The organism is Streptomyces sp. RK62 (genome assembly GCF_018070255.1).
GTDB classification, from domain to species: domain Bacteria; phylum Actinomycetota; class Actinomycetes; order Streptomycetales; family Streptomycetaceae; genus Streptomyces; species Streptomyces nigra.
This window is the reverse complement of the sequence record NZ_JAGPYD010000008.1, coordinates 44,902-71,033: the sequence shown is the minus strand read 5'-3', so window position 1 is coordinate 71,033 and position 26,132 is coordinate 44,902. Positions and strand designations below refer to the sequence as shown.

Annotated in this window: 21 protein-coding genes; 3 read left to right on the top strand and 18 right to left on the bottom strand. The window is 71.5% G+C overall.

Translation table 11 applies throughout. The annotated features are described in order from the left end of the window. Positions 1 to 62: 62 nt before the first annotated feature. The 4 genes from KBY32_RS16720 to KBY32_RS16705 all read right to left on the bottom strand — a co-directional run bounded on the left by KBY32_RS16720 (position 63) and on the right by KBY32_RS16705 (position 2,938). Positions 63 to 1,742 (bottom strand): LCP family protein, encoded by a 1,680-nt coding sequence (locus tag KBY32_RS16720; protein ID WP_210980605.1) that lies wholly within the window; start codon positions 1,740 to 1,742, stop codon positions 63 to 65. A gap of 25 nt (positions 1,743 to 1,767) precedes the next feature. After that, on the bottom strand, positions 1,768 to 2,406 hold the full coding sequence (gene nadD / locus KBY32_RS16715; protein WP_108706836.1) for a nicotinate-nucleotide adenylyltransferase: 639 nt from the start codon (positions 2,404 to 2,406) through the stop codon (positions 1,768 to 1,770). A 76-nt stretch (positions 2,407 to 2,482) separates the two neighbouring features. After that, positions 2,483 to 2,647 (bottom strand): hypothetical protein, encoded by a 165-nt coding sequence (locus tag KBY32_RS16710; protein WP_107096706.1) that lies wholly within the window; start codon positions 2,645 to 2,647, stop codon positions 2,483 to 2,485. 129 nt (positions 2,648 to 2,776) lie between these two features. Then, complete coding sequence (locus KBY32_RS16705) at positions 2,777 to 2,938, bottom strand: hypothetical protein (protein WP_164492289.1); 162 nt, start codon at positions 2,936 to 2,938, stop codon at positions 2,777 to 2,779. Positions 2,939 to 3,064: 126 nt separating this feature from the next. Between KBY32_RS16705 and KBY32_RS16700 the strand changes: the two genes are divergently transcribed. Continuing rightward, entirely contained in the window at positions 3,065 to 4,183 is a 1,119-nt protein-coding gene (locus KBY32_RS16700) for a M48 family metallopeptidase (protein ID WP_055620915.1), read from the top strand. A gap of 21 nt (positions 4,184 to 4,204) precedes the next feature. Here KBY32_RS16700 and KBY32_RS16695 read toward each other — a convergent pair whose 3' ends face one another. The 5 genes from KBY32_RS16695 to proB form a co-directional block, all read right to left on the bottom strand. Then, entirely contained in the window at positions 4,205 to 5,287 is a 1,083-nt protein-coding gene (locus KBY32_RS16695) for a hypothetical protein (protein WP_115508801.1), read from the bottom strand. A gap of 112 nt (positions 5,288 to 5,399) precedes the next feature. After that, on the bottom strand, positions 5,400 to 5,996 hold the full coding sequence (locus KBY32_RS16690; protein WP_210980604.1) for a hypothetical protein: 597 nt from the start codon (positions 5,994 to 5,996) through the stop codon (positions 5,400 to 5,402). Positions 5,997 to 6,156: 160 nt separating this feature from the next. After that, positions 6,157 to 7,443 carry a glutamate-5-semialdehyde dehydrogenase gene (locus KBY32_RS16685; protein WP_055620918.1) on the bottom strand — a complete coding sequence of 429 codons (1,287 nt, stop codon included), beginning with the start codon at positions 7,441 to 7,443 and terminating at the stop codon, positions 6,157 to 6,159. Between the two features lie 81 nt (positions 7,444 to 7,524). Beyond that, entirely contained in the window at positions 7,525 to 7,980 is a 456-nt protein-coding gene (locus tag KBY32_RS16680; RefSeq protein WP_055620919.1) for a hypothetical protein, read from the bottom strand. A 299-nt stretch (positions 7,981 to 8,279) separates the two neighbouring features. Beyond that, entirely contained in the window at positions 8,280 to 9,386 is a 1,107-nt protein-coding gene (gene proB / locus KBY32_RS16675) for a glutamate 5-kinase (RefSeq protein WP_115508805.1), read from the bottom strand. Positions 9,387 to 9,601: 215 nt separating this feature from the next. On the opposite strand from proB, the gene KBY32_RS16670 reads away from it, so the two are divergent. Next, the gene (locus KBY32_RS16670) at positions 9,602 to 11,005 is read left to right on the top strand and encodes a polysaccharide pyruvyl transferase family protein (RefSeq protein ID WP_210980603.1); all 1,404 of its coding nucleotides are present in this window, start codon (positions 9,602 to 9,604) and stop codon (positions 11,003 to 11,005) included. 106 nt (positions 11,006 to 11,111) lie between these two features. Further along, positions 11,112 to 13,154, top strand: a complete 2,043-nt coding sequence (locus KBY32_RS16665; protein WP_210980602.1) for a hypothetical protein — start codon at positions 11,112 to 11,114, stop codon at positions 13,152 to 13,154. Here KBY32_RS16665 and KBY32_RS16660 read toward each other — a convergent pair. The 9 genes from KBY32_RS16660 to rplU all read right to left on the bottom strand — a co-directional run bounded on the left by KBY32_RS16660 (position 13,126) and on the right by rplU (position 25,902). Continuing rightward, positions 13,126 to 14,298 carry a glycosyltransferase family 2 protein gene (locus KBY32_RS16660; RefSeq protein WP_247689607.1) on the bottom strand — a complete coding sequence of 391 codons (1,173 nt, stop codon included), beginning with the start codon at positions 14,296 to 14,298 and terminating at the stop codon, positions 13,126 to 13,128. The two genes, KBY32_RS16665 and KBY32_RS16660, sit on opposite strands and share 29 nt — an antisense overlap. 228 nt (positions 14,299 to 14,526) lie before the next feature. Further along, on the bottom strand, positions 14,527 to 16,566 hold the full coding sequence (locus KBY32_RS16655; RefSeq protein WP_210980767.1) for a hypothetical protein: 2,040 nt from the start codon (positions 16,564 to 16,566) through the stop codon (positions 14,527 to 14,529). Between the two features lie 146 nt (positions 16,567 to 16,712). Then, positions 16,713 to 18,212 carry a bifunctional cytidylyltransferase/SDR family oxidoreductase gene (locus KBY32_RS16650; RefSeq protein WP_115508808.1) on the bottom strand — a complete coding sequence of 500 codons (1,500 nt, stop codon included), beginning with the start codon at positions 18,210 to 18,212 and terminating at the stop codon, positions 16,713 to 16,715. A 482-nt stretch (positions 18,213 to 18,694) separates the two neighbouring features. Beyond that, positions 18,695 to 20,254, bottom strand: a complete 1,560-nt coding sequence (locus KBY32_RS16645; protein ID WP_210980601.1) for an alkaline phosphatase — start codon at positions 20,252 to 20,254, stop codon at positions 18,695 to 18,697. A 203-nt stretch (positions 20,255 to 20,457) separates the two neighbouring features. Further along, a complete protein-coding gene (locus tag KBY32_RS16640) occupies positions 20,458 to 21,945 on the bottom strand; it encodes an FG-GAP-like repeat-containing protein (protein WP_210980600.1) in 1,488 nt (495 codons plus the stop codon). A 42-nt stretch (positions 21,946 to 21,987) separates the two neighbouring features. Next, positions 21,988 to 23,505, bottom strand: a complete 1,518-nt coding sequence (locus KBY32_RS16635) for an FG-GAP-like repeat-containing protein (protein WP_210980599.1) — start codon at positions 23,503 to 23,505, stop codon at positions 21,988 to 21,990. 232 nt (positions 23,506 to 23,737) lie between these two features. Next, positions 23,738 to 25,174: a GTPase ObgE gene (gene obgE / locus KBY32_RS16630; RefSeq protein WP_210980598.1), complete on the bottom strand. Its 1,437-nt coding sequence runs from the start codon at positions 25,172 to 25,174 to the stop codon at positions 23,738 to 23,740. A gap of 138 nt (positions 25,175 to 25,312) precedes the next feature. Then, positions 25,313 to 25,567 carry a 50S ribosomal protein L27 gene (gene rpmA / locus KBY32_RS16625; protein ID WP_055620927.1) on the bottom strand — a complete coding sequence of 85 codons (255 nt, stop codon included), beginning with the start codon at positions 25,565 to 25,567 and terminating at the stop codon, positions 25,313 to 25,315. Between the two features lie 14 nt (positions 25,568 to 25,581). Then, positions 25,582 to 25,902: a 50S ribosomal protein L21 gene (rplU, locus tag KBY32_RS16620; protein ID WP_004931419.1), complete on the bottom strand. Its 321-nt coding sequence runs from the start codon at positions 25,900 to 25,902 to the stop codon at positions 25,582 to 25,584. Positions 25,903 to 26,132: the final 230 nt, after the last annotated feature.

The window sequence follows — 26,132 nt, the reverse complement described above, 5'->3', positions numbered from 1 at the left end:
GGTCTCACGGACCGGTGACAGCACCCCACGTGACGGGTGGCGCACGTGGGGTGCCGGGTGCCTCACGACTTCGGGTCGTAGTCCTGTCCGAGGACCACCGTGACATCCGCGTTGGCGGACACCTCGCCCTTGACGACCGCACCGGCGGGCAGCCCCAGGGTCTTGGCGACCTCGGTGGCGTCGGCCTTGTCGGCGGCGTCGGAGTAGCGGACCTGGGAGGTCGCCACGGCGGACGCGGTGCCGCCCTCCAGGAAGGTGAAGCCGCCGTTGAGCAGCACCACGCGCGCCTCGCCGGAGTTGTCCTTGACGCCGCTGGCGTTGCGGACGGACACGCGGACGGCGGCGTCCTTGTCGGGGCTCTTGGCGGTGCCGCCGAGGACGTCCTTGACCACGCTCGCGCTGGCCTCCTGGCTCAGCGTGCCGTCGTCCTGCACGGGCAGCAGGGCCGTCTTGTAGTCGCCGCCCTTGGCCAGGTCGGCGAGCCGGGCGAGGAAGGCGCCGAGGTCCTTCTCGGTCAGCGGCGGCTCGATGATCATGCCGAGGGTCTGCACGGTGGTGGTCGCGCCGCCGCTGTCCGAGGTCAGCTTGCGCAGTACGGCCTGCATGACCTGCCCGAACCGCTGGAGCTGGGCGTTCTGGGCCTCGCCCGAGCCCTGGTAGGTGGCGTAGGCGACGGCCGTCTTGCCGCTGAGGGTCTGGTCCTTGCCCTTGCGGACGAGGGGTGCGGCGCCCTTGGACTTGGCGGACGGGTCGGGGACGTTCACGTCGGTGTCGACCTCGATGTTGCCGATCAGGTCGACGAGGTTCTGCAGATAGGGGGTGTCCAGCCGCCAGGTGCCCTGGATCTCGGTGCCGAGGACGGTGTCGATGGCGTCGCGCGTGCCGGCGGAGCCGTCGTCGTCGACGGACTTGGCCAGGGTGGTCGTGGAGCCGTCGTCGGAGGCCACGGCGAGGGAGTTGGGCAGCAGGACGGTGGTGCCCTGCTGGGTGGTGGTGTTGTCGACGAGCAGGGCGGTGGAGGTGCCGCCCTTGGCGGTGTTGTGCAGATGGACGACGATCACGTCGCGCTTCTGCGCGCCGACCGGCGTCGCGGTGTTCGTCTTGCCGTCGGACGAGCCGAGGCCGGGCAGCTTCCCGGCGTACCAGAGGTAGCCGACGCCGCCCGCCACGACGAGGGCGAGGACGACGACGAGCGCGATCACGCGCGCGCGTGCCCGGCGCCGGGCCTCCTCGCGCCGCTCGGTGCGGTTCTCGGTGAACTTCAGCCAGTCGATGACGTCCTCGGAGTCCTGGTCGGGCTCCTCGACGAAGGCGAACTGCTCGGTGCGGTAGTCCCGGTCGGCCCGCTCGCCGGTCTCCGGCTCCACGGTCTCCGGCTCCTCGGCCGGGCGGGCCTGCTGCGGGATGTAGGCGGTCTGCTCGGCGACGCGGGGCTGCCGGCCACTGGCGGCGGTCTGCCCGTAGGGGTCGTACTGGGCCTGCGTGCCGGTGCCGTACGGGTCGTAGGGGGCGGGGGCGGGCTCCTGCGCGCCGGTGTCGCCGTAGGGGTCGTACGGCGGTGTCTGCGGCTGGGTGCCGGTCGCGTACGGGTCGTATCCGTAGCCTTGCTGAGCGTAGGGGTCGTAGTGCTGCTGGGGCTGCTGCTGCGCCGGGATCTGCCGGTACACCGGCTGCCCGTACTCGTCGTAGCCGACCAGTTCGTAGGGGACGTCCCCGTAGCCCGCGTCGTATCGGTCGTTCACCGTAGCCCCTCTCGGCTCACTCGCCTCACTCGCCGCGGTACAGCTCGCGCTTGTCGATGTAGCGCACGACTCCGTCCGGCACCAGATACCAGATGGGGTCCTTCTTCGCGACTCTCGCACGGCAATCGGTGGACGAGATGGCCAGCGCCGGGACCTCGACCAGCGAGACGCCGCCCTCCGGCAGGCCTGCGTCGTCGAGCTGGTGGCCGGGCCGGGTGACCCCGACGAAGTGCGCGAGGGAGAACAGCTCCTCGGAGTCGCGCCAGGTCAGGATCTGACCGAGGGCGTCGGCTCCGGTGATGAAGAAGAGGTCCGTGTCGGGGTTCAGCGCGCGCAGATCGCGCAGCGTGTCCACGGTGTAGGTGGGGCCGCCCCGGTCGATGTCGATGCGGCTGACGGAGAACTGGGGGTTCTCCGCCGTGGCGATGACCGTCATCAGATAGCGGTCCTCGGCCGGGGAGACGTGCCGGTGGCTCTTCTGCCACGGCTGGCCGGTCGGCACGAACACGACCTCGTCCAGGTGGAACCGCGCGGCGACCTCGCTGGCCGCGACGAGGTGGCCGTGGTGGATCGGGTCGAACGTCCCGCCCATGACGCCGAGACGGCGCTTGCCGGAGTTCGTCGGTCCGTTTCCGGGGCCGGTAGGCATGTCCTGCTCTCCCATGCGTGCAGACCCTACCGGCCCCGCCTGAGAGCCCCGGCCGGCGGTCGCGCGGGCGGAGCCTGGAGGCCGGCCGGGATCAGCGGTCGCGGTTGAAGCGGGTGGTGACCCACAGCAGCAGCAGGAGGATGACGAAGGCACCGCCGCCGGTGAGCCACGGGCTGATGCTGTCGTGGTTGCCGCCGTGCTGCTCGCCCTCGGCGGCGAGAGTGACCAACTGGGCAGCTGCGCTGTGGAAGCTCATCTTCGGCGTGACCTATCGGTGTGGGCGGGATAAAGATGTCGGCTCATCGTATGCGGCCACCATGACGGCGATCACGCCGACTCCACCGTTGGTGGCGCTCCGGCCCGCCCGGGGAACCTTCCCCGCGGCTCAGTCGTCCTTCTGCCTGTAGCCCCGCAGCAGCAACCACGCGGTCAGCACAGCGCCCACGACCACCACGATCAGCACGATCCTGAGCAGATTGCCCGACACCGGCTCCTCGGCCGCGCCCGCGGCCTCGGCGAACCAGGCGGCCGCGGTGATGTGCTCCATGACGCCGAACTCCTTCGCTGTAGTGCCCGTCCACGGTAACTGCGCCTAGGCTGAGCCCAGCCTCGGGGACGCAAAGGGCCGCACAAGGGTCCGCAAAGGCCACACTCACGCACATGGGGGAAAGACATGTCCGACGGCCACGAGCACAGCGGGCAGGAGCAGGTGCCGAGCAGGCGGCGCACGCGTTTCCCCGGGATCTCCTCCCGCGCCTACGAGCACCCCGCGGACCGCTCCGCCCTGGTGGCCCTGCGCAAGCTCACCGGCTTCGACACGGTCTTCAAGGCGCTCAGCGGCCTGCTGCCCGAGCGCAGTCTGCGGCTGCTGTTCCTGTCGGACTCGGTCCGGGTCTCCGACGAGCAGTTCGCGCACCTCAACGACATGCTGCGGGACGCCTGCTACATCCTGGACCTGGAGAAGGTCCCCCCGATGTACGTCAACCAGGACCCGGTGCCCAACGCGATGTGCATCGGCCTGGACGAGCCGATCATCGTCGTCACGACGGGCCTGCTGGAGCTGCTCGACGAGGAGGAGATGCGGGCCGTCGTCGGCCATGAGGTGGGTCACGCCCTCTCGGGCCACTCGGTGTACCGCACGATCCTGCTCTTCCTGACCAGCCTCGCGGTCCGGGTCGCCTGGATCCCGCTGGGCAATCTGGCGATCATGGCGATCGTGACGGCCCTGCGGGAGTGGTTCCGCAAGTCGGAGCTCTCCGCGGACCGCGCGGGGCTGCTCGTCGGCCAGGACCTCCAGGCGTCGATGCGCGGCCTGATGAAGCTCGCGGGCGGCCACCATCTGCACGAGATGAACGTCGACGCCTTCCTGAAGCAGGCCGAGGAGTACGAGGCGGGCGGCGACCTGCGCGACTCGGTCCTGAAGATCCTGAACGTCCTGCCCCGCTCGCACCCCTTCACCACGGTCCGCGCGGCCGAGCTGAAGCGGTGGGCGGAGTCCCGCGACTTCCAGCGGATCATGGACGGCCACTACCCGCGCCGCTCCGAGGACAAGGACACCTCGGTGACCGACTCCTTCCGTGAGTCGGCGTCCCACTACGCCGGCCATGTGAAGTCGTCCAAGGACCCGCTGATGAAGCTGGTCACGGACATCGCCGGGGGCGCGGGCGACCTGGGCGGCCGGGTGCGCAGGGGCTTCGGCGGCTTCACGGGCGCGGGCTCGGGGTCGGGCTCGACGCCGAAGGACGGGCCCGCGCGCGAGGACGGCGACGGGGCGTCCGGCAGCACGGCCTGAGGCGGGTGCCGGAGGGGCCGCTCAGACCTTCGGCTGGGATCCCGGTGCCAGAGAGCCGCACAGGGCCGTGGCCCCGCCGGTGGCGTAGGGGTCGGTCCCGGCCGGTCCGCCCTCCTTGGCGGTCTGGCCGGACAGCAGCGGGTGCAGCCGGTTCACGGAGTCCTCGGCGCAGGACAGCGGTCCGGCCTGCACGTAGGAGACGACCAGCTGGGCCTGGTGCAGCCGCAGATCCTCGCGGTCGAACCGGAACTGCAGCTCCCGGCGCACCGTGAACAGCGACGCGTCGGCCTTGTCCCCGCCCGCGTCCTCGCGCGCGGGGCGCAGGGCGTAGACGAAGGTGTGGTCGGCGGTGACCTCCAGGGTGCCGGCGTCGCTCTCGGCGGCCTGGAGGGTGCCCTGCACCCGGATCCTGCGGTCGGCGAGCTCCGCCTGGGAGGGGTCGAAGCGCACCAGCCAGCCGGTGGGCGCGTGCCGTCCGTCCGGGGCGGGGTGGCTGAAGCTGCGGTCGAACTGGTCGAGCTGCTCGGGGTCGAGCAGCACCCGCACGGGGCGGGTCTGGTCGCCGGTCAGCACCTCGGGGTAGAGGGCGGACCGCACGATGTAGTCCTTGGCGATGGACAGCGCGCCCGTGACCTGGCTGTCCGAGAAGTGCGCGGTGCGCCGGGCGGCGGGCAGCGGGACGCCCTCGGCGCCGATGCGGAACTGCGCGGCGGGGCTGCGGGCGTACAGCAGGTCGGTGTCGGCCGCTCCGGGCACCTCGCCGCGGGGGGAGAGCGGGATGACGGTCATGCGCAGCGGCTCGGCGGGCGGTCCTGAGCCGTCGGGGGCCTGGTAGGGGTGGCGTACGCCCATGTAGATCGCGGTGCCGAAGGCGAGGGCCATCAGCAGGACGAGGATCAGGGCCTGCCGGGACAGCCCTTTGCGCAGCGGCGGGAGGCTGCGGACGGCGGGCGCGTGGTCGGTGATGCGCTCCTGCGCGGAGAACTCCTGCAGGCGGGCAGCCCGCACGAACGATTCGTCGAAGACGACGGACCGGTATTCGTCCTCGCCACCTCCGGGGCCGCCTTCGGGTGTCCCCTCAGGTGGGTCCGCTGACCCTCCCATATCTTCAGGGTAGGTCTCGTGGAGCCCGGGTAAACGCCCGTCCACAGGACAACTTCTGACAGGTTCTCACCAGATTTGACCGGTCGGCCCGGGGGTGTCCGGCGCCTCGGCGTCAGGGCGTGCGCGGGATCGCCGAGACGGTCGGCCGGGAGTAGTCGGCGGAGGCCGACGGCACCGGTCCCCCGCCCTGCTCCAATCCGGTGGTGGCCGGCACGGGGGCCTGGTCGCCGCTGCTGGAGGAGGCGCCCCGGTAGACGGCCGCGAAGGCCAGCGCGACCATGCCGACGCCCATCACCACGGCGAGGACCCAGGCGACCGGACGATGCCAGCGGACCTGCTTGCCGAACGCCCCGGAACCGCCGTAGCCGTCCTCGAAGAGGTCCCGGTCGTCCAGGTCGTCGAAGTCGGGGTCGCGGCCGAATCCGGTGAGCTCGCCGTAGGCCTCGTCGAACCGGTCGCCGCGCCCATGGGCCCGGCGGGCCTCCGCCTCGGAGGCCTCGGCTCTCGCCTGCGCGGCGGCCAGGAGGCGCTCGACAGCGCTCGGCTCGTGCACCACGGCCGCGCGTACGAAGGCCTCGTCGAAGACCACGGAGGCGAACTCTTCGTCCGACACCCCGTGGTCGTGGTCGTCGTCGGGCTCCCAGCCGTCAGGGAACGGCGTGCCCCCCACGTCCTCCGGCACGGATCCAGAGTAGACCTGGGGGGTCATTTTGGGCAGACGGTATGGAAATTCATCCGTCTGCTGAGACACCCGCCCGGGGCGCGGACGCCTGCGGGGGCGCGTGTCGGACGCATATGCCCCGGCTGTGCGCCGGGCGCCCCCGAGGCTTCCCGCGGGCGCCCGTGAGCCGGGCCGCAGCGGCCCCGGATCAGCGCCGGATGTGCCCGTCGCCTGTGACGATGTACTTCGTGCTGGTCAGCTCGGGCAGGCCCATCGGGCCGCGCGCGTGCAGCTTCTGGGTGGAGATGCCGATCTCCGCGCCGAAGCCGAACTGGCCGCCGTCGGTGAACCGGGTCGAGGCGTTCACGGCGACCGTGGTGGAGTCGACCAGTTGGGTGAAGCGGCGGGCGGCCTGCTGCGAGGTGGTCACGATGGCCTCGGTGTGACCGGAGGTCCACAGGCGGATGTGCTCGACCGCCCGCTCCAGCGAGTCCACGACCGCGGCGGCGATGTCGTACGAGAGGTACTCGGTCTCCCAGTCCTCGGCGGTCGCCTCGACGACGGTGGCCTTGGAGTCCTCGGCGTACGCCATCACCCGGTCGTCGGCGTGCACGGTCACGCCGGCCTCCGCGAGGGCGTCCAGGGCGCGCGGCAGGAACTCGGGCGCGATGTCCTGGTGGACGAGGAGGGTCTCGGCGGCGTTGCAGACGCTGACGCGCTGGGCCTTGGAGTTGATCAGGATGTCGACGGCCATGTCGAGGTCGGCGTGGGCGTCGACGTAGACATGGCAGTTGCCGGTGCCGGTCTCGATCACCGGGACCGTGGACTCGGCGACGACCGTCTGGATCAGGGAGGCGCCGCCGCGCGGGATCAGCACGTCGACCAGGCCGCGGGCCCGCATCAGCTCGCGCACGCTCTCCCGGCTCTCGCCCGGCACCAGCTGCACGGCGTCGGCGGGCAGCCCGGCGCCGCCGACGGCGTCCCGGATGACCCGGACCAGCGCGGAGTTCGACTCGTACGCCGAGGCCGAGCCGCGCAGCAGCACGGCGTTGCCGGACTTCAGGCAGAGGGCGGCGGCGTCCACGGTGACGTTCGGGCGGGCCTCGTAGATGATCCCGACGACGCCCAGCGGGACGCGGACCTGGCGCAGGTCGATGCCGTTGGGCAGGGTCGAGCCGCGGACGACCTCGCCGACCGGGTCGGGCAGGGCGACGACGTCCCGTACGTCGGAGGCGATGGCCCGGACCCGCTCGGGGGTGAGGGTCAGCCGGTCGACGATCGCCTCGCTGGTGCCGGCCTCGCGGGCCTTGGCGATGTCCTTGGCGTTCGCCTCGACGATCTCGCTGGTGCGGACCTCCAGGGCGTCCGCGATGGCCAGCAGCGCGTCGTCCTTCTCGGCCCGCGGCAGGGGGGCCAGGTCGGCCGCTGCGGCCTTGGCGCGGTAGGCGGCCTGGGTGACCGGGGTCATGGCGTCGTACGGGGAGAGCGAGGTCATACCAGGAAGGGTAGTGCGCCCGCCGTATCGTTCCAGCGCGCATTCCGCACCGCGAGACGGGCCCGGGGGCGTGCCGGGCGCTCAGAAGGGGTGGACGCCCACCGGTGTGGCCGGCAGCGGCCCGTACCCCTCCGCGACGCGCTGGTGGTAGGTCTCCCGGTCGATGACCTCCAGGCCGACGATCTCCCAGGGCGGCAGGCCCGCGGTCTGGCGGTGCTCGCCCCACAGCCGCAGGGCGACGGCGGCCGCGTCGTGCAGGTCGCGGGCCTCCTCCCAGTAGCGGATCTCCGCGTGGTCGTTCGCGTACCGGCTCGTCAGCAGAAAGGGGTGGTCGTGGGCCAGCTGTTCGAGCGCGCGCCGGACGTCCTTCAGCGGGGCCTCCTTGCCGGAGACGCTGAGGGTGACGTGCCACAGGCGGGGCAGCTCCTCCGGCTGCTCGAACCGGTCGCCGGCCGCGACGCTCGTCAAGGCGCGCTCCTCACCGGCCGCGCGGGACGAGCCCCCACCGGCACTGCGGGGCGCCGTCCCAGGGCGCACTCGTCTCACGACGGCCTCCTTCACGCAGTGACCGACCGGACGGTCGGCGGAATGTGTCCGTGAGACAAAGTTGAGCAGGCCGCAAGGGCTCGCGGGGCGATTTTGCGGAACGTCCACCTCATGACGACGTTCACAACGGGGTGTTCCCCCCGTTTTCGGCTTTTCGCCGTGACGCGGGGGCACGGGTGGGGCCGAAGAGTCGACGCCATCGTCCCGCCCGGCAGCGACGTCGACCCGGGCGACCTCTACATCGACCCCACCCTGGCGCTCATCGACAAGCGGCTGCGGCGGCGGTGGGCCTACGGTTGGAGAAGCACGAGGTCGTCGCGGTGGACGACCTCCCGTTCGTACTCGGCGCCCAGTTCGCGGGCCAGTTCGCGGGTCGAGCGGCCGAGGAGCTGGGGGATCTCCTTGGCGTCGAAGTTGACGAGACCGCGGGCGACCGCGCGCCCGGCGCCGTCGCGCAGCTCGACCGGGTCGCCGGCGCTGAACTCGCCCTCGACGGCGGCGATCCCGGCGGGCAGCAGGGACTTGCGGCGCTCCACGACCGCGCGGACCGCGCCGTCGTCCAGGGTCAGCGAGCCCTGCGGGGTGGAGGCGTGCTGGAGCCACAGCAGACGGTCGGCGGAGCGCTTGCCGGTGGCGTGGAAGTACGTACCGGTGTCGCGGCCGGTCAGCGCCTCGGCGGCGTGGACGGCGCTGGTCAGGACCACGGGGATGCCGGCCGCGGCGGCGATGCGGGCCGCCTCGACCTTGGTGACCATGCCGCCCGTGCCGACGCCCGCCTTGCCCGCGCTGCCGATCTCGACATGGGCGAGGTCCTGCGGGCCGCGCACCTCCGCTATCCGCGAGGTCCCCGGCGTGCTGGGGTCGCCGTCGTACACGCCGTCGACGTCGGACAGCAGCACGAGCAGGTCGGCGTGGACGAGATGGGCGACGAGGGCGGCGAGCCGGTCGTTGTCGCCGAAGCGGATCTCGTCGGTGGCGACGGTGTCGTTCTCGTTGACGATCGGGAAGGCGCCCATCGCCAGCAGCTTGTCGAGGGTGCGTGAGGCGTTGCGGTGGTGGGCGCGGCGGCTCATGTCGTCGCTGGTCAGCAGCACCTGGCCGACGCGGACGCCGTAGCGCGCGAACGAGGCTGTGTAGCGGGCGACGAGCAGGCCCTGGCCGACGCTGGCGGCGGCCTGCTGCCGGGCCAGGTCACGGGGGCGGCGGCGCAGCCCCAGCGGGGCGAGCCCGGCCGCGATGGCGCCCGAGGAGACGAGGACGATCTCCCGCTCCCCGCCGCTGCGGCTCTTGGCGAGGACGTCGACCAGCGCGTCCACGCGGTCGGCGTCCAGGCCGCCGGACGCGGTGGTCAGCGAGGAAGAGCCCACCTTGACGACGATCCTGCGGGCCTCGTGCACGGCCTGCCTTGCCCCTGCCACCTCTGCTCTTTTCCCTCGTGTCCGCCGAAAGCCTCTTCCGGCAATCTACGCGAAGGGGATCGTGCGGCGCGCGGGCGTTCCAGCCCCCGGGACACAGGCGGGTGGTAACCGCTTGCTCACGCCACGCGCACGGTGAAAAGGTTGCGTTGGTTGCCTCTGGAAATTAAAGATGCGGCAAACCTAGGGTGACGAGCGTGTCACACGCTCCCCAGGATCCCCGCACGCAGCGTCTTCTTCTTCGTTCGGGCAAGAGCCCGTACGACGTCGTCCCCGTCGAGGAGGCGCTCGAACAGGACGTCATCGCCACCAACTCCGGAAACCTGATCTTCAGCGACGCCACGCACAAGATCCTCGAGACGCCGCGCACGGAGGTCGTCTCCAACGGCATCCGCACGGACGTCTCGGCGGCCGGCCGGATCAACGAGGAGTTCGACGCCTTCGTCATCCCGTTGGCGAACGCCTTCCGGCCGTCGTTCGAGGCGCAGCTGAAGCGGCTGACCCGGCTGATCGAGAAGCTGCGCATCCCGGTGGTCGTCGTCGGGGTCGGCGCGCAGGCCGGGCTCGGCTACAACGCGGCCCGGCTGAAGGGCATCGAGCCCGCGGTGCGCGCGTTCGTCTCCGCCGTGCTGGACCGCAGCGCCTCGATCGGCGTGCGGGGCGAGTTCACCGAGAAGTACCTCAACGACCTCGGCTTCCGGGACGTCGAGGTCATCGGCTGCCCGTCGCTGTTCCTGTACGGCAAGGAGCTCACGGTCACCAAGAAGGAGCCGGCCCTCGGCGCCGGCTCCCGGATCGCGGTCAACGGCTCGCACAGCGCCGTGAAGTCCCAGGGCCTGGACCGGGTCATCGACCGGGCGCACGCCCGCTACCCGCATCTGCGCTTCATCGGGCAGAACCTCAGCGACGCCCGGCAGCTGCACTGGCGCGATCTGTCGGACCCGAACGCCCTGGTGACGGCGATGCCCACGCATCCCGAGCACCCGATGTACCGGGAGGACAAGGTCCGCGTCTACATCGACCCGGTCACCTGGATCGACGATCTGCGCGGCTTCGACTTCTCCTTCGGCTCCCGGATCCACGGCAATATCGCCGCGCTGCTCGCGGGCACCCCGGCGACCGTCCTGTGCGGGGACTCGCGCACGCTGGAGCTGTGCCGGTACTTCGGCATCCCGCACCGCCGGATCGACAAGCTGACGGGCGAGGTGGACCCGGCCGCGCTGTACGAGGAGGCCGACTTCGGCCCCCTCATGAGCGGCCACCAGGAGCGCTTCGAGCGGTTCACGGCGTTCCTCGACCGCAACGGCCTGGAGAACACCTTCACGCACGGCGACGGCGGCGCCGCCTTCGAGGAGCGCATGCGCTCGCTGACCTTCCCGGCGGGCATCGGCCCCTGGAACGAGGTCGACCTCACCTCGCTGAGCAGCCGCTTCGCCTTCCTGCAGCGCCGGGTCGGCGAACTGGGCAGGGACAACGAGCGGTTGCGGCGCGAGCTGGGCCGGGCCACCCAGAGCGGCGGGGCGCTCCCGACGTCGGTCTACCGGCGCGCGCGCCGCGTGGTGGGCGGCCCGATCCGCCGGGCCCTGCAGTCGGGGCGCTGACACGAGGGCACCACGGTCACTCCTGACGACACGGGCGTGTCGTTGCCGGGGCGCCGCGCGTTGAACCGGACGCACGACGTCCCGCGCCGACCTTGGAGTGACCGCGTTGCCCGCACCCCTGTCCCGCATCCCGGCGGGAGCACTCGTCTCGGCCCTTCTGGCCGCCGCCTTCTGCGTCCAGGCCGGCGCGGCGCTGCGCCCGCACGTCCCGCTGCTGCTCACGGCGACGGTGGTGTCCCTGGCCGTGGAGGGCGTGCTGTTCCGCTGGCAGCGCGTGGCGCTGACCGCGTTCGCCAAGGCGCACGCCGACATCACCGTGCGGCATGTGCTGCGGGACCTGCTGCTCGTCGTGGCCCTGCTGCGGCTCGGCGAGCAGCAGGAGCCGCTGTACACCCCGCTCGTCGGGGGCCTGCTGGCCTTCTACGCCCTGCACTGCGCGATCCAGGCGGTGTCGGTGCTGGTCCGCCGTACCCGCACGCTCCCGGTGGTCACCCGCAACATCGACGCCTCCGCGCTGCGCCTGTCCGCCGCGCCGCCGGTGCTGCTGCGCCGCCCCGGCCCCCGGCTGGTGCTGTTCGGGCTGCCGGCCACGGCGGGCCTGCTCACCACGGCGGCCACCGGTGACCCGCGCTGCGCGGCCCTCGGGGTCGCCCTGTCCCTCGGGCTGGCCGTCCTGGGTCTGGCCGACCTGCTGGCGCGGCTGCTGCCGGGCCGTCGCCCCGTGGGCGAGCGGGAGGCCCTGGAGTGGCTCGACGCCTGGCTGGCGGAGTACCGGCCGACGGCCGGGCTGTACTTCTCCGGCGGAGTGTCCTCGGCGTACCAGGCGAACATGTGGCTGGAGCCGCTGGCGAAGCTGGAGGGCCGGCCGCTGATCGTGCTGCGCGAGCGGTTCATGGTGCAGAAGATCGCGCCGACCGATGTGCCGATCCTGTGCCTGCCGAAGGTGTCCACCCTGATGCGCCTGGAGGAGTCGTCGCTCCAGGTCCTCATCCATCCCTCGAACTCCGGGAAGACCTCCCAGGTCCTGCGCATCCCCACGCTGAAGCACACCTTCGTCAACCACGGGGAGAGCGACAAGCTGTCGTCGTGCAACCCCTACGCGAAGGCGTACGACGAGGTGTGGGTGGCCGGCCCCGCGGCCCGCGAGCGGTACGCGTACGCCGAGGTCGGCGTCGAGGACAAGGACGTCGTGGAGATCGGCCGCCCGCAGCTGGACGGCGTACGGCCGTACCAGGGGCCGCCGTCAGGGCCCTGGACGACGGTCCTGTACGCGCCGACCTGGGAGGGCTGGGACGGCAACCCGGGCAACACCTCGGTGATCGAGGCCGGCGAGAACGTCGTACGGGCGCTGCTCGCCGACCCCGGGGTGCGGGTGCTGTACAAGCCGCACCCCCTGACCGGTTCGGTGGATCCGCGGGCCGGGGCCGCCGACCAGCGCATCCGGGAGCTGATCCGGGCCGCGAACCGGGAGCGTGCCGTGCCGCGCCCCCGCGACACCGCTGAACTCGCCGCGCTGACTCGGGAGCTGGACCGGCTGACGACGCTCGCCGGGCGGCCCGGCGCCGACCAGGTCGAGCGGATGCTCGTGCAGTCGGCGCCCGAGCCGGGGCGGGCCGAGGCGGTGGCGCGGGCCACGGCCGCCTGGGAGGAGGCGTACTGGGCGTCGCTGCCGGAGGGCGAGCACCAGGTCGTGGTCGACGCCCGGCCCACCCTGTACTCCTGCTTCAACCAGGCTGACCTGCTGATCAGCGATGTGTCGAGCGTGATCAGCGACTTCCTGGCGAGCGGGAAGCCGTACGCGGTGGCGAACACCAGCGGTCTGGCGGAGGACGTGTACCGCAAGACCTTCCCGACCGTGCGCGCGGCGACCGTGCTGACGCCGGACGCGGCCGGGGTGCCGGAGCTGCTGGACGCCGTACGCCACCCCGAGGAGGACGAACTGGCCGACGCCCGCGCCGAGTTGAAGCGGCACCTGCTGGGACCGGACGAGCCGACCTCGCAGGAGCGCTTCAACCGGGCGGTGCGGGAGCTGTGTTCGGCGGCCCTGGCACACCGGGCCCGCATGGAGGAGCGGCTGGCGGAGGAGGTTCCGACCGAGATCCCCGACCAGCGGCGGTCCGCTACACCACCGCAGCGCGCCCACCCGTAGCGGCGGCGGCGGATCTCAGCATCCGCCCCGCCTTCCGCGCCGCCCTCCGCAGCAGGGTGCCCGTGCCGCCCTCCCGGTATCCGGGGTAGGCGCGGGCCTCGCGCGGTTCCGCGAGGTACACGGAGTCGGGGATGCCGGCCGCGGCGTCGCGGAAGTGCGGGTAGGCGAGGTAGAGGCGGCGGCCGCCGCGCTCGAGGAGAGCCGCGGGCTGCTTCTTGTCCTTGAGGAACTTCGCGACGGACACCAGGAGTTCGGGCCGCTGCTCGGCCACGAGATGCAGACGCAGACGCTCCTCGACCTTGAGCCGGCGGGCGATGCCGGGGGTCCAGTAGGCGTCCATGAGGGGCTTGGCCAGTTCGAGCTTGCGCCGGCGGACCTCTTCGCTGTCCTTGGCGAACCGGGGCCCGAACTGCGGGAGCAGGGTCACGGTTAACGGGCGCGTCATGAGCAGGTCGCGGCGCTCGCCCGCCGGCAGATGCCCGGCTATCAGGTGCATCAGCGCCCGCGCGGAGTCGAAGCGCAGTTCGTAGCCGCCGCTCTTGGTCACGTGCTTGCCGTCGTCGCGGCCCACCAGGTAGTAGCAGGTGTAGTCGGCGATCACGGAGACGCCGTCGGCCCGCAGATACGCCTCCATGGTGAACAGCGCGTCCTCGCCGGTCCACAGCGACTCGTCGAAGCGCATGCCGTGCCGGGTCAGCAGCTCGCGACGGAACAGCTTCTGCGCGCTCAGCGTGTACCGGATGTTGGAGGAGAAGACGTCGGTCCGCTCCAGCGTCCGGCCCCACATCGACTTGGGCGCACCGCGGTTGACGCCCTCGATCCGGCCGAGCACCACGTCGGTGCCGTTCCGGTCGGCCATCGCGACCATGCGTTCCAGCGCCTCGGGACCGAGCCGGTCGTCGGCGTCCAGGAAGAAGACGTAGCGCCCCGTGGCCTTCCCCAGGCCGACGTTGCGCGGGCCGCTCGGGCCTCCCGAGTTCTCCTGCCTGATCACGGTCACCGGCATGGCCGCCCGGGCCGCGAACTTCTCCAGGTACTCCCCCGTGCCGTCCGTCGAACCGTCGTCGACGGTGATGATCTCGATGCGCTCCGGGTCGATGGTCTGTGCCTCGACCGATGCGAGGCATTCGACCAGATACGGCATCGCTTCGTACGCCCCGATGATCACGGACACATCAGGCTGCGTCACGTTTCCCCCTCGTCAATGGGATATTCCCCCCGTATCGCCTCATTCACTACTTACTAGACGGTCAACCATGAACAGGGGTTGCCTCCCGGGCAGGTTTTGGTGAGTCAGATCACAGGCATGCAAAAGGCGCGGCCCCCGAGGAAAGTGCTCCTCGGGGGCCGCGCCTCGTGTGGTGCCGCGGGGTCAGGCCGTCACGTCGTCGCCCGCCGCCGCGACCCGCTGGGCGGGTACGGCCGCCGTGCGGGACTCCTGTCCGACGTTGCGGGTCTCGGCCTTGATGGCGAGGTCCGCCACGGCCGTGTTGAACTGCTCGATGGACGTCGGCTCGTCCGGGCCGAGCAGGTAGCGCTTCAGCTCGGTGCGGTCGGCGGCCAGCGGGTCGGCGGACGGGTCGCGGACCGCGTCCAGCAGCTCGCCCAGCGGCTCCGCCCGGTTCGACAGGATCGTCGCGGCGCGCACGGCCGTGTTCTGCCGCTTGAACTCCTCCACGCCCAGTTCGGCGGAGTCCGTGACGGCGTACGGCTTGCCGCTGGCGATGAAGTCGGAGACGACGCTGGAGATGTCGGAGACCATCGCGTCGGAGACGTTGAAGCAGTCGTACAGGCGCGGCTCGGCGCCCGTGATGACACGGTGCTCGTGGGCCGGGAAGGAGCGCCAGTAGGCGTCGTTCCACTCGGCGCGCAGCCGGGCGACCTCCTCGTGGCGGACCGGGTCGAGCAGGCCGTCACGGGTGGCCTCGGCCTCGTCGCCGCTGCTGCCGCCCTTGCCGGACAGCTCGGCGAGCCGGGCCTCGACACGGGCCAGCTCGGCCTTGGCGGCGGACTGCGCGGCCGTGTCGGCGGTGAAGCGCGGGTCGGCGGCACGCTCGGCGGCGGCGCGCTCGACGAGGGCGGTGATCCGCTGGTGGGCGGCGCCGGCCTCCTTGCTGACGGTGCCGGTGAAGGGGTGCGGCTTGTAGAGCACGCGGACCGGCGGGTCGGCGGTGACGAGCTTGCGCACGATGTTCTCGCCGGCGAGCACGATCGAGGTGTTGCCCGGATTGCCGTCCCAGCCCTCCCAGGTGGGGGCGTACAGCACGGTCGGGATACGGCCCTCGGGGACGCCCTGCCAGGTCTGGATGGGGGCGAGCTGCGGGCGGCCGACCTCCACTATGTCGTCGTCGCGGACGCCGACGTCGGCTATGGCGTAGCGGTCGCGGCCCGCGCGGCCGGCGGTCCACACCTCGTCGTACACCTTGCTGAACGGGTTGACGCTGGCCAGCTTGTCGCTGTCGCCGTGGCCGATGAAGACGTGCTTCATGGTGGGCACGCGCAGCAGGTGGATGTTCTTGCCGACGTTCGCGGCGTACAGGGCGACCCGCACGGTGCTCAGGTCCAGGTTCATCAGGTGCACACCGCCGGGCACGCAGACGACGGGGACCGTGGTGGGCGCCAGGTTGGCCAGGATCGCGCGCTCGCGCAGGATGATCAGCGGCCTGGAGTCCAGCTGCTCCATGGTCTCCAGCCACATGTTGACCTGGTACGCGGAGTCCTTGGAGCCGGAGAAGTACAGCACGGTCTCGGGCCGGTACACCCGCAGCCAGTCGTCGACGGCGGCCAGGACGAGCTCGGCCTTCGGCGGGATCTTCCGTCCGCGGACGTACGGCATGAGCGCGAGGACGTAGAGCAGGCCGAGGCCCACCGTGAGACCGATGCCGACGAATCCGATGGCGGAGTGCTCCAGCCAGGCGGAGACGAGGATGCCGACGACGGCCGCGAGGTCGAGGTGCAGCATCTTCTCGGCGGAGCGGTGCAGCAGGCCGCGCGGCGGGGCGTCGGGGATGCGGACGCGCGAGGCGAGGTCGACGTTGCGGGTGGCGACCGGCATCCGGCGGCGGTTGCGGATCAGGGTGACCAGCGCGCCGTGCGGGGCCTGGAGGCCGTAGAAGGCGATGAAGCAGGCGACCGCGCCGTAGTAGACCAGGTTGTCCGCGAGGCTCAGGCGCGCCAGCAGCAGGAGCAGCAGCAGCTCTCTGATCAGGAAGCGGATCGACAGACCGGCCCGGACCTTGCTGAGGCGGTTGACCAGGTAGCTGCCCTTGCGGTGCAGATAGTGGTCCGCCAGGTACGTCACGGCGGCCGCCGCCGCGAAGGCGGGAATGCTCGGTACGAGCGCGGCCAGCATGAGTGCCGGGAATCCCAGCATCATGAGGACCGCCGCGGCCAGCTCGGCCGCGCTGCCCACCCGGGCGACGCGAATAGCGGTGGATATCACGGAGAACCTGCTCAGGGAGAGGGGCCGGTCTGAAGAGGGAAGGACTCAGGCCCCTGTGAATTCTTCGTGAACAAAGAATCGCAGAGGCCTGAATTCATAAGGCTATTGAAGGGTGATTATGCCACGCCGTCCTGGCGGTCCAGGACACTGGCCAGCGCCTGCTCGAAGCCGGACGCCTTGCCGGCCGCCGCCGTCGGGTCCTGCTGGCGGACGTCGATGACGTGCCCGGTCAGCTCGGAGAGCAGCACGTCGAGCGAGGTGCGGGCGACGGCCTCGGAGGAGAGCAGCGAGCCCGCGGGCTCCTGGCCGAAGGCCTTGGTACGCATCGGCGTCGCGGTCCGCTCGGGGTTGATGCAGTTCACGCGGATGCCGTCGCCGGCCCACTCGTCGGACAGCGCCTGGGTGAGGTTCACCATGGCGGCCTTGGTGGAGGAGTAGAGGCTGTACTCGGCGCGGCCGCGGGTGTAGCTGCTGGAGGTGTAGAGGAGCAGCTGGCCCTTGGTCTCCGACAGGTACTTGTACGAGGAGCGGGCGATCTGCACCGGCGCCAGGTAGTTGACCTTCAGCGCCTCCTCGATGGTGGCGTTGTCGGTCTCGGCGAGCTTGCCTATGCGCAGCACACCGGCGGTGTTGACGACGTAGTCGATGCGGCCGGTCTCGCCGTACGCCTTGGACAGCGCGTCGTCGACCTCCTCCGGGTTCTCCACGTGGGTGCCGGTGGTGGAGCGGCCGAGCGCGTAGACGTTCGCGCCGTAGGACTCGGCGAGTTCGGCGATGTCCTTGCCGATGCCGTACGAGCCGCCGAAGACGACGATCGTCTTGCCGGTCAGGAGCTCGCGGTAGGCCTCCTCGCTCACCTGCTCGGGAGCGGCGGTGGAGGCCAGCTGGAAGAGCTTGTCGGCGATGAAGACGTCGACGGGCTGCGTGACCTTCATGTTGTACTCGTCACCCGCGACGACGTGGATCGGCACGTCCGGCAGGTACTTGAGCACGACGGAGCAGTCGTCGGTGGCCTGGAAGTTGGGGTCCTCGGCGGCGACCTCGTAGGCGCGCTTGATCGTGGACAGCTTGAAGGCCTGCGGGGTCTGGCCGCGGCGCAGGCGGGAGCGGTCCGGGATCTCGGTGATGAACTCGCCGTCCTCACCGTGCGTACGCGTGACGATGATGGTGTCCGCGGACGGGATGGCGACGTCGACGGCCTGGAAGCGCTCCAGGGCGACGACGCAGTCGTCGATGACGCGCTGCGAGAGCAGGGGGCGCACGGCGTCGTGGAAGAGGACGTTGCGGTCCTCGCCCTCGGCCAGGCCCTCGCCGAGGGCCTGGATGGCGCGCTCGGTGGTCTCGTTGCGGGTGGCGCCGCCCTCGATGATCTTCTTGACCTTCGTGAACCCGGCCTTGGCGACGATCTTCTCGATGTCCGGGACGTATCCGGGTGCCATCAGCACGATGACGTCGTCGATCGAGTCGGCCTTCTCGAAGGTGGTCAGGGTGTGCTCGATGACGGCCTTGCCGGCGATCTTCAGCAGCTGCTTGGGGATCGACAGACCCACGCGCTGACCGGTTCCACCGGCCAGGATCACTGCGGTGGTACGGGGCTTGGCTATGTGCTGGGACACAGGTGACCTACCTTGTGGCGACTGGGAACTTCGAAATGGTCCCACTTGGGGTTACCGCAGTGCAAGGTGAGCGTCCTCGGCCGCATATGTGCGCGCAACCTGTCATTCACCTTGTACCCATGACCCTTGCCGAGAGGCACTCCGAAGGTCCCTGGAATTGCTGTGAGTAACGGCACAGGCGCACCGCGGCCCTGGCACGGGGCTTCGGGCCATGGTGTCCGGGCGTTCCCCACGGGATCCCTGGACGATGTCCCCCGAACCGTACGCGACGTGGCGGCCGCGGTGTACCGCGCGGCCGCCACGTCAGGGGTGCGTATCTTCACATCCGTACGGAATGCTCCGTCCCGCCCGCCACCCCGGCCGCACAATTCACGGCCGGGACGCAATCGGAATTCTGAATCAAGATTCCGCAGCAATTCGGTTCCGGAGCGGTGACCCCGGGGGCCGCCCGACTCCCCGGATCCCTCTGGGTGTTACCTGGGTCACACCTTTTCGACGCCGGGGACGCCCTCCTCGACGCGCAGCCGGGCGAGCGTGCTCGCGGTCGCCGTCGGCCGGCGGACGGTGTCCACGACCCGCACCCGCGCGTCGATGCCGTCGCGGCGGATGTCGAAGAGGTGGTAGCCGCGGTGGGCGTCGATCAGCTTCCAGTGCGGGTTGTCAGGCACCCTCGGGTCCCACTCCCGATGGAAGGCGTCCTGGTCCTGGTCGCCGTTGCTGGAGACGGAGGTGCCGACGAACTCGGCACCGACGACGTCGGATTCCGGGTCGGCGAAGTCCTCCTTCAGATCGCTGACCATGGTGAAGTGCCGGTCGCCGGTGAACACGACCGGATTGCGGACCTGCCCCAGCTCCCGCATCAGGGCGTTGCGTTCGGCCTGGTAGCCGTCCCAGGCGTCGTAGTACCAGAGCTTGCCCTCGCCGACCCGCAGGTCGGTCTCCGCCATCATGATCTGCGAGCAGATCAGGTTCCAGCGGGCCGGCGAGCGACGCAACCCGTCGAGCAGCCACCGCTTCTGCTCGGCGCCGAGCATGGTGCGCGCCGGATCCTCGGCGCCCTCCTGGGTGGTGGCCTGGTCGCTGCGGTACTGGCGGGTGTCCAGCACGCTCAGCCGCGCCAGCCGGCCGAACTCCAGCCGGCGGTGCATCCGGATGTGCGGGCCGTCGGGGACGGCGCTCGCCCGGACCGGCATGTGCTCGTAATACGCCTGGTAGCCCGCCGTGAGCCGGGCCACGAACGCGTCGTGCGGCTGCTTGTCCGGGTCCTGCGGGATCTCGCCGGCGAAGTCGTTGTCGATCTCGTGGTCGTCGAAGGTGACGATCCAGGGCGCGGCCGCGTGCATCGCCGCGAGGTCGGGGTCGGTGCGGTACTGGGCGTACCGGTTGCGGTACTGCTCCAGCGTGTACGGCTCACCGCTCCCCTCGTGTCTGCGCACACCGGTGGCCGACGGCGTCGACTCGTAGATGTAGTCGCCGGCGAAGAGGACGACGTCGGGGTCCTGGGCCAGCATGTCGGCGTACGGCGTGAAGTAGCCGTGCTGCCAGTTCTGGCAGGAGGCCAGGGCGAGGCGGAGCAGGCCGCCGGAGCTCTTGGGGTGCGGTGCAGTGCGGGTGCGGCCGGTGGGCGAGAGCTGCCCGCCGGCCCGGAAGCGGTACCAGTAGGTGCGGCCCGGGCGCAGTCCGCGGACGTCGACGTGGACGCTGTGGCCCAGCTCGGGCCGGGCCTGCGCGACACCGCGGCGCACCGGCTTGCGGAACCGCTCGTCGTCGGCGATCTCCCAGGCGACGGGGACGGGCCGGTCGGGCATCCCGCCGCCGTCCAGCGGGTCGGGGGCCAGCCGCGTCCACAGCACCACGCCGTCGGGCAGCGGGTCGCCGGAGGCCACGCCGAGGCCGAACACGCCGTCGGGCAGCGGTGTCTCGGTGGCGCGGGCGGCCGCGGGCAGCCACAGCTGCGCGGAGGCCGCGGCGCCGAGTATCGCGGCCCCCGCGGTGAGCACGCGGCGCCGGTCGGGCGACTTGGATCCGGACACACCGGTCATGGGTGAACTCCCCTGCCTCGCTTGCCTCGTGGACACTTCGGATGCTCGCGCCGCAGGGCGGACCCGGCGCTGAACAGCGAGCTTCGCGTGCATGACAAATGGGGAGACATCAGAGGACCCGTCACGGCGCGGGCGGTGTGCTCCGGCGCGCTGTGGGGTGCGCCGGTGCGGTCGCGTCGCGACGGGTCCGGTGTTCTGCCGGGTCAGTCGTCGAAGTCGGCCCCCAGCCGCGCCTTCGTGGCGACCGTGCCGAGGGTCCCGGCCCCGAAGGTGGACGAGCCGGTCGCGCCGATACCGGACGCCGACGAGGGGAACACCCACACCGACCCGGCGTTCTCGTTCTCGCCGGGCGCCCCGACGACGAGTTCGGCGCGGCCGTCGTCGTCGCCGTCGACGAGATGCGTGGCGCCGCCGAAGGCGTCCTTCGCCTCCGCCACGCCCGGCACCGAGGCGGTGTCCTGGTTGACGCCCTGGGCCCCGGTCCCGGTCAGACCATCCCGGGAGCCACGCAGGAGCACGGTCCCGCCGGCGTTGCTCAGCCCGTCGAAGTCCTCGCCGGGCACGCCCGCGGCGACGTCCGCGTAGCCGTCGCCGTTCACGTCGGCCACCGTCACATCGGTGCCGAACCCGTCGCCGCGCTCGGCGGCGCCCTGCACCCCGGCGCTGTCCTGGTTGACGTACATCGCCTTGGTGCCGACCGGGCCGTTGGCGGAGCCGGGGACGAACGCGACCCGGCCGCCCGTCGGGATCGGGGTGTCGAGGTCGCTGTCGTACCCGTCGACGGAGCGGCCCACGACGATGTCCTCAAACCCGTCGCCGTTCACATCGCCGACGTCGACGAACTCGCCGCCCTGCAGCGGCCAGTCACGGGCGTCGCGCGGAACCGTGCCCTCGGCGAGGCCCTCCGGTGCGCCCCGCCAGTAGACGATGTGGCGGGCGTCGTACTCGTCGCCCTGGTTCAGGGTGCCGACGACGTCGTCCACGCCGTCGCCGTCCACATCGCCCGTCGCGAGGTCCAGGAACCGCGCGTCGGAGTCGTCCCGGACGGTCTCCTCACCGCCCCGCCCGGCGCCGTCCCGGCCGAACGGCCCCCGCATCACCCGCAGATCGGCGCTGCCCTGCACGGCGACCAGGTCCGCCGCACCGTCGCCGTCCACATCGCCGACGGCGAGCCTGCCGCGGTCGCTCAGCCGGTCGTAGGTGTCCTGCCCGTACGCCAGCGGCGCCCCGCCGGACAGCCCGCCCGCCCCGCCCCACACGACCTGGAGCAGTCCGGTCTCGGCGCCGCCCTCGACCGAGTCCTCGCCGGTGACGCCGACGACCAGGTCGTTGTGGCCGTCGCCGTCGAGGTCGGCGGTGCTCACCGCGCTGCCGAAGTGGTCGCCCGTCTCGGCGGAGTCGGTGACTCCGGGCGTGTTCTGGCTGATGACCTGCTTCGAGGCGGGCTTCAGCCCGGTCGCCGAGCCGTAGACGACGGCCACGTACCCGGCGCCGGTCTTGCCGTCGACGGTCGCGTCGGGCGCGGCCACCGCGAGATCCGCGTAGCCGTCACCGTTGAAGTCGGCCCTGATCCCGGCGCCGGCCGAGGCGTCGCCGCCGGCCGCCGCGTGGGCCGCGGGAAGGGTGGCGGCGCCCGTGGCGGCCGCCACGACCGCGAGGGCCACCCGCCATGCCCGTCCGTGCCTGCGCATCTCGGTCTCCAGTTCTGTGCGTGGGGGGAGGTGGGAAGGCCGTCAGTCGGAGACGGCGGCGCCGAAGCGGGCCTTGCCGGCGGTGAAGCCCATCGTGGTGGGCCCGAACGAGAAGGAGCCGGTCGCGGTGATGCCGGTCGACGTCGTCGAGAAGACCCACACGGAGCCGTCGGTGGCGTTCTCGTCCGGGTCGCCCACGACGAGCCCGTCCTTCTTGTCGCCGTCGGCGTCGACCAGCACGGTCGCCGCCCCGAACTTGTCGCCCTTCTCGGCGGTGCCGGGCACCTTGGCGGTGCTCTGCGTGAACGCCTTGCTGCCGGTGCCGGTCAGACCGGACGCGCCGCCCCGCAGCACGAGCACGGCACCCGCGTCGGCGACGGTGTCGAGGTCCTCGCCGGGCAGGCCGGTCGCCACGTCGAGGTAGCCGTCGCCGTTGGTGTCGCCGAGGGACAGCCCGGTGCCCATGCCGTCGCCCTTCTCGGCCGCGCCCGGCACCCCGGCGGTGTCCTGGTTGATCCAGACCGCCTTGCGGGTGGTGGACACGCCCTGCGGGCCGCCGTACACGACGGCGACGGCGCCGCCCTTGGTGGGCAGTCCGGTGGTGCTCTCCGCCGGGTGGCCGATGACGATGTCGCCGTGGCCGTCCTTGTTCAGGTCGCCGATCGCGGCGTCGTCACCGGGGACGACACGGCCCTGCGCGTCCTTGAGGAGGCCCTTGCGGGTGAAGCCGCCGGTGCCGCCGAGGAGCAGTTCGACTCCCCGGCTGCCGTCGGCCTTCGTGGTGCGCACGGCGAGGTCGGCGGCGCCGTCGCCGTCGACGTCCCCGGCGGTGAGCGACTGGTAGCTTTGGGACTTGCCCGCGATCGTGAAGTAGTCCTTCTTGGCGGGGTGCCCCTCGCGGTCGAACGGGCCGTGGAACACGGTGCCGTCGCCGTTGGTCTTCTCCGGGTCCGCGCTCAGCCAGTCGTCGTCGGTGAGCGTCACGACGTCCGGGTGCTGGTCGCCGTCGACGTCGGCCACCGTGAACAGCCCGGTGGTGGCGGACTTCAGCGGCGTCCAGACGATCGTGGTCGGCTGGGCCGAGAGCCCGCTCGGGCCGCCCCAGTTGACCTGGACCGTGTGCCCGTTGTCGATGTCGACCTTGTAGTCCTGGATCACCGAGACCAGGTCGGCGTAGCCGTCCCCGTCGAGGTCCCCGCTCTCCAACTGGCTGCCGTACAGGCCGCGCCAGCCCTCCGGGTCCTTGACGCCCGGGCCCTTGAGCACCTGCTTGCGGGAGGTCGCCAGCCCGCTCGCGGAGCCGTACAGCACGCTGACCGACCCGGCGCGCTCCTGGGTGTTCACCGTGGTGCCGGGCGCGCCGATCGCCACGTCGGCGAACCCGTCCCCGTTGAAGTCGTCGTGCAGCCGCTTGGTGCTGGCCTTGGCGGTGACCGCGGACTCCGTGGCGGCGTTCACGGCGGGGACGGTGATCGCCCCGGCGACGAGCACGACACCGGTGGCGAGCCCCAGACGTCTGCGACGCGAGATCGGGGTACGGCGGTGGGAACGCGAAGGCACGGCAACTCCGTTGGTCCGAACGGTGGTCGAAGCCCGGCAGGGTTCAAGATCCCGCGCGGGCCGCCCAGTACGACTCACCGGGCCACCCGGGGGTTGCCCACAGAAACCCCAGGAGTTTCCCGGCGGTTCACCGATCGAGCCACCGTGTCCGGCCGGTGGGCGCGGACACGACGACGCCGGGACCACCCGTGGTGGCCCCGGCGTCACTCACACCGTGTCGCTGTGGCGTCTGTCAGAACGGCTTGAAGTCGTCGAACTCCTGCGCCGCCTCGTCCCGCTCGGCCTGCCGGTCCCGCCGGCGCTGCGCGGCCGGACGCGGCTCCTCCAGACGGTGGTCCTCGCCGCGGCGGCCCAGCATCTCCGCGCCGGCCATCACCGTCGGCTCCCAGTCGAAGACGACCGCGTTGTCCTCGGGGCCGATCGCGACGCCGTCGCCGGAGCGGGCGCCCGCCTTCATCAGCTCCGCCTCCACCCCGAGGCGGTTGAGGCGGTCCGCGAGATAGCCCACGGCCTCGTCGTTGTTGAAGTCGGTCTGCCGCACCCAGCGCTCCGGCTTCTCGCCGCGCACCCGGTACAGCCCGTCCTCCTCGTGGACGACGGTGAAGCCCGCGTCGTCCACGGCCTTGGGCCGGATGACGATCCGCGTCGCCTCCTCCTTCGGCTTCGCGGCGCGCGCCCGGCCGACCAGGTCGGCGAGCGCGAAGGACAGCTCCTTGAGGCCGGTGTGGGCGACGGCGGACACCTCGAAGACCTTGTAGCCGCGGGCCTCCAGGTCCGGCCGCACCATCTCGGCGAGGTCCTTGCCGTCCGGTACGTCGATCTTGTTCAGGACGACGATCCGCGGACGGTTGTCGAGGCCGCCGTACTCGCGCAGCTCCGCCTCGATGATGTCCAGGTCGGAGACGGGGTCGCGGTCGGACTCCAGCGTCGCGGTGTCCAGGACGTGCACGAGCACGCTGCACCGCTCGACGTGGCGCAGGAACTCGAGGCCCAGGCCCTTGCCCTGGCTGGCGCCCGGGATCAGACCGGGGACGTCGGCGATGGTGTAGACGGTCGAACCGGCCGTCACCACACCGAGGTTGGGCACCAGCGTGGTGAAGGGGTAGTCGGCGATCTTCGGCTTGGCGGCGCTCAGCACCGAGATCAGCGAGGACTTGCCCGCGCTCGGGTACCCGACCAGCGCCACGTCGGCGACGGTCTTCAGCTCCAGCACGATGTCCTGGAGGTCGCCGGGCTCACCGAGCAGCGCGAAGCCGGGCGCCTTGCGGCGGGCCGAGGCCAGCGCGGCGTTGCCGAGGCCGCCCCGGCCGCCCTGCGCGGCGACGAAGGACGTGCCGTGCCCGACCAGGTCGGCCAGGACGTTGCCCGCCTTGTCCAGTACGACCGTGCCGTCCGGCACCGGCAGGATCAGGTCCTGGCCGTCCTTGCCGGAGCGGTTGCCGCCCTCGCCAGGCTTGCCGTTGGTGGCCTTGCGGTGCGGCGAGTGGTGGTAGTCGAGCAGCGTGGTGACCGACTGGTCGACGGTGAGGATCACGTCCCCGCCGCGCCCGCCGTTGCCGCCGTCGGGTCCGCCGAGCGGCTTGAACTTCTCACGGTGGACGGAGGCACAGCCGTGGCCTCCGTTACCCGCGGCGACATGCAGTTCGACGCGGTCCACGAAGGTGGTCATGGTCAGTGCCTCCAGAAAGTACGGGATGTCTCTTCGATAACACGCGAAAGGCGGACCCGCCTTCCCGACCGGGAAGTGAGGTCCGCCTCGCGCATCGTACGGTCGACGCCCTGCGAGCAGGGCGGTGAGTCAGAGGACTCAGGCGACCGGGACGATGTTGACGACCTTGCGGCCACGGCTGGAGCCGAACTCCACCGCACCGGCCTGCAGCGCGAACAGCGTGTCGTCGCCGCCACGGCCGACGCCCGCACCGGGGTGGAAGTGGGTGCCGCGCTGGCGGACCAGGATCTCACCCGCGTTGACGACCTGACCGCCGAAGCGCTTCACGCCGAGCCGCTGGGCGTTCGAGTCGCGACCGTTCCGGGTGGACGATGCGCCCTTCTTGTGTGCCATGTCTCCTCAGTCCCTTACTTCGCAGCCGCGGGGATCTCAGTGACCTTGATCGCCGTGTACTGCTGGCGGTGGCCCTGACGACGGCGGTAGCCGGTCTTGTTCTTGTAGCGCAGAATGTCGATCTTCTGCCCCTTGTGGTGGTCCACGACCTCGGCCTGGACCTTGATGCCGGCCAGCACCCACGGGTCGCTGGTCACAGCGTCGCCGTCGACAACGAGCAGGGTCGAGAGCTCGACCGTGTCGCCAACCTTGGCGGTGGAAATCTTGTCAACCTCAACGATGTCGCCGACTGCAACCTTGTGCTGGCGACCACCGCTGCGCACGATGGCGTACACGCGGATCTCACTCTCTCGCTCGGGAACGGCACCCCCGCAGTCCAGCCGCCCGGCACGCGGACAGCCTCTCCGAAGCACCCGGTGCGTCGGAGGACGAGGTTTACGGGGATGTGGCGCGTCCTATATCCACGGACACACCGAGGGTCAAGGTTACGGGGCCGCCGGCAAGGGGGTCAAACCGGGCCGGGCCCCGAACGAGTGCGGCCGGTCACAGGACCGGCCGCACGTCG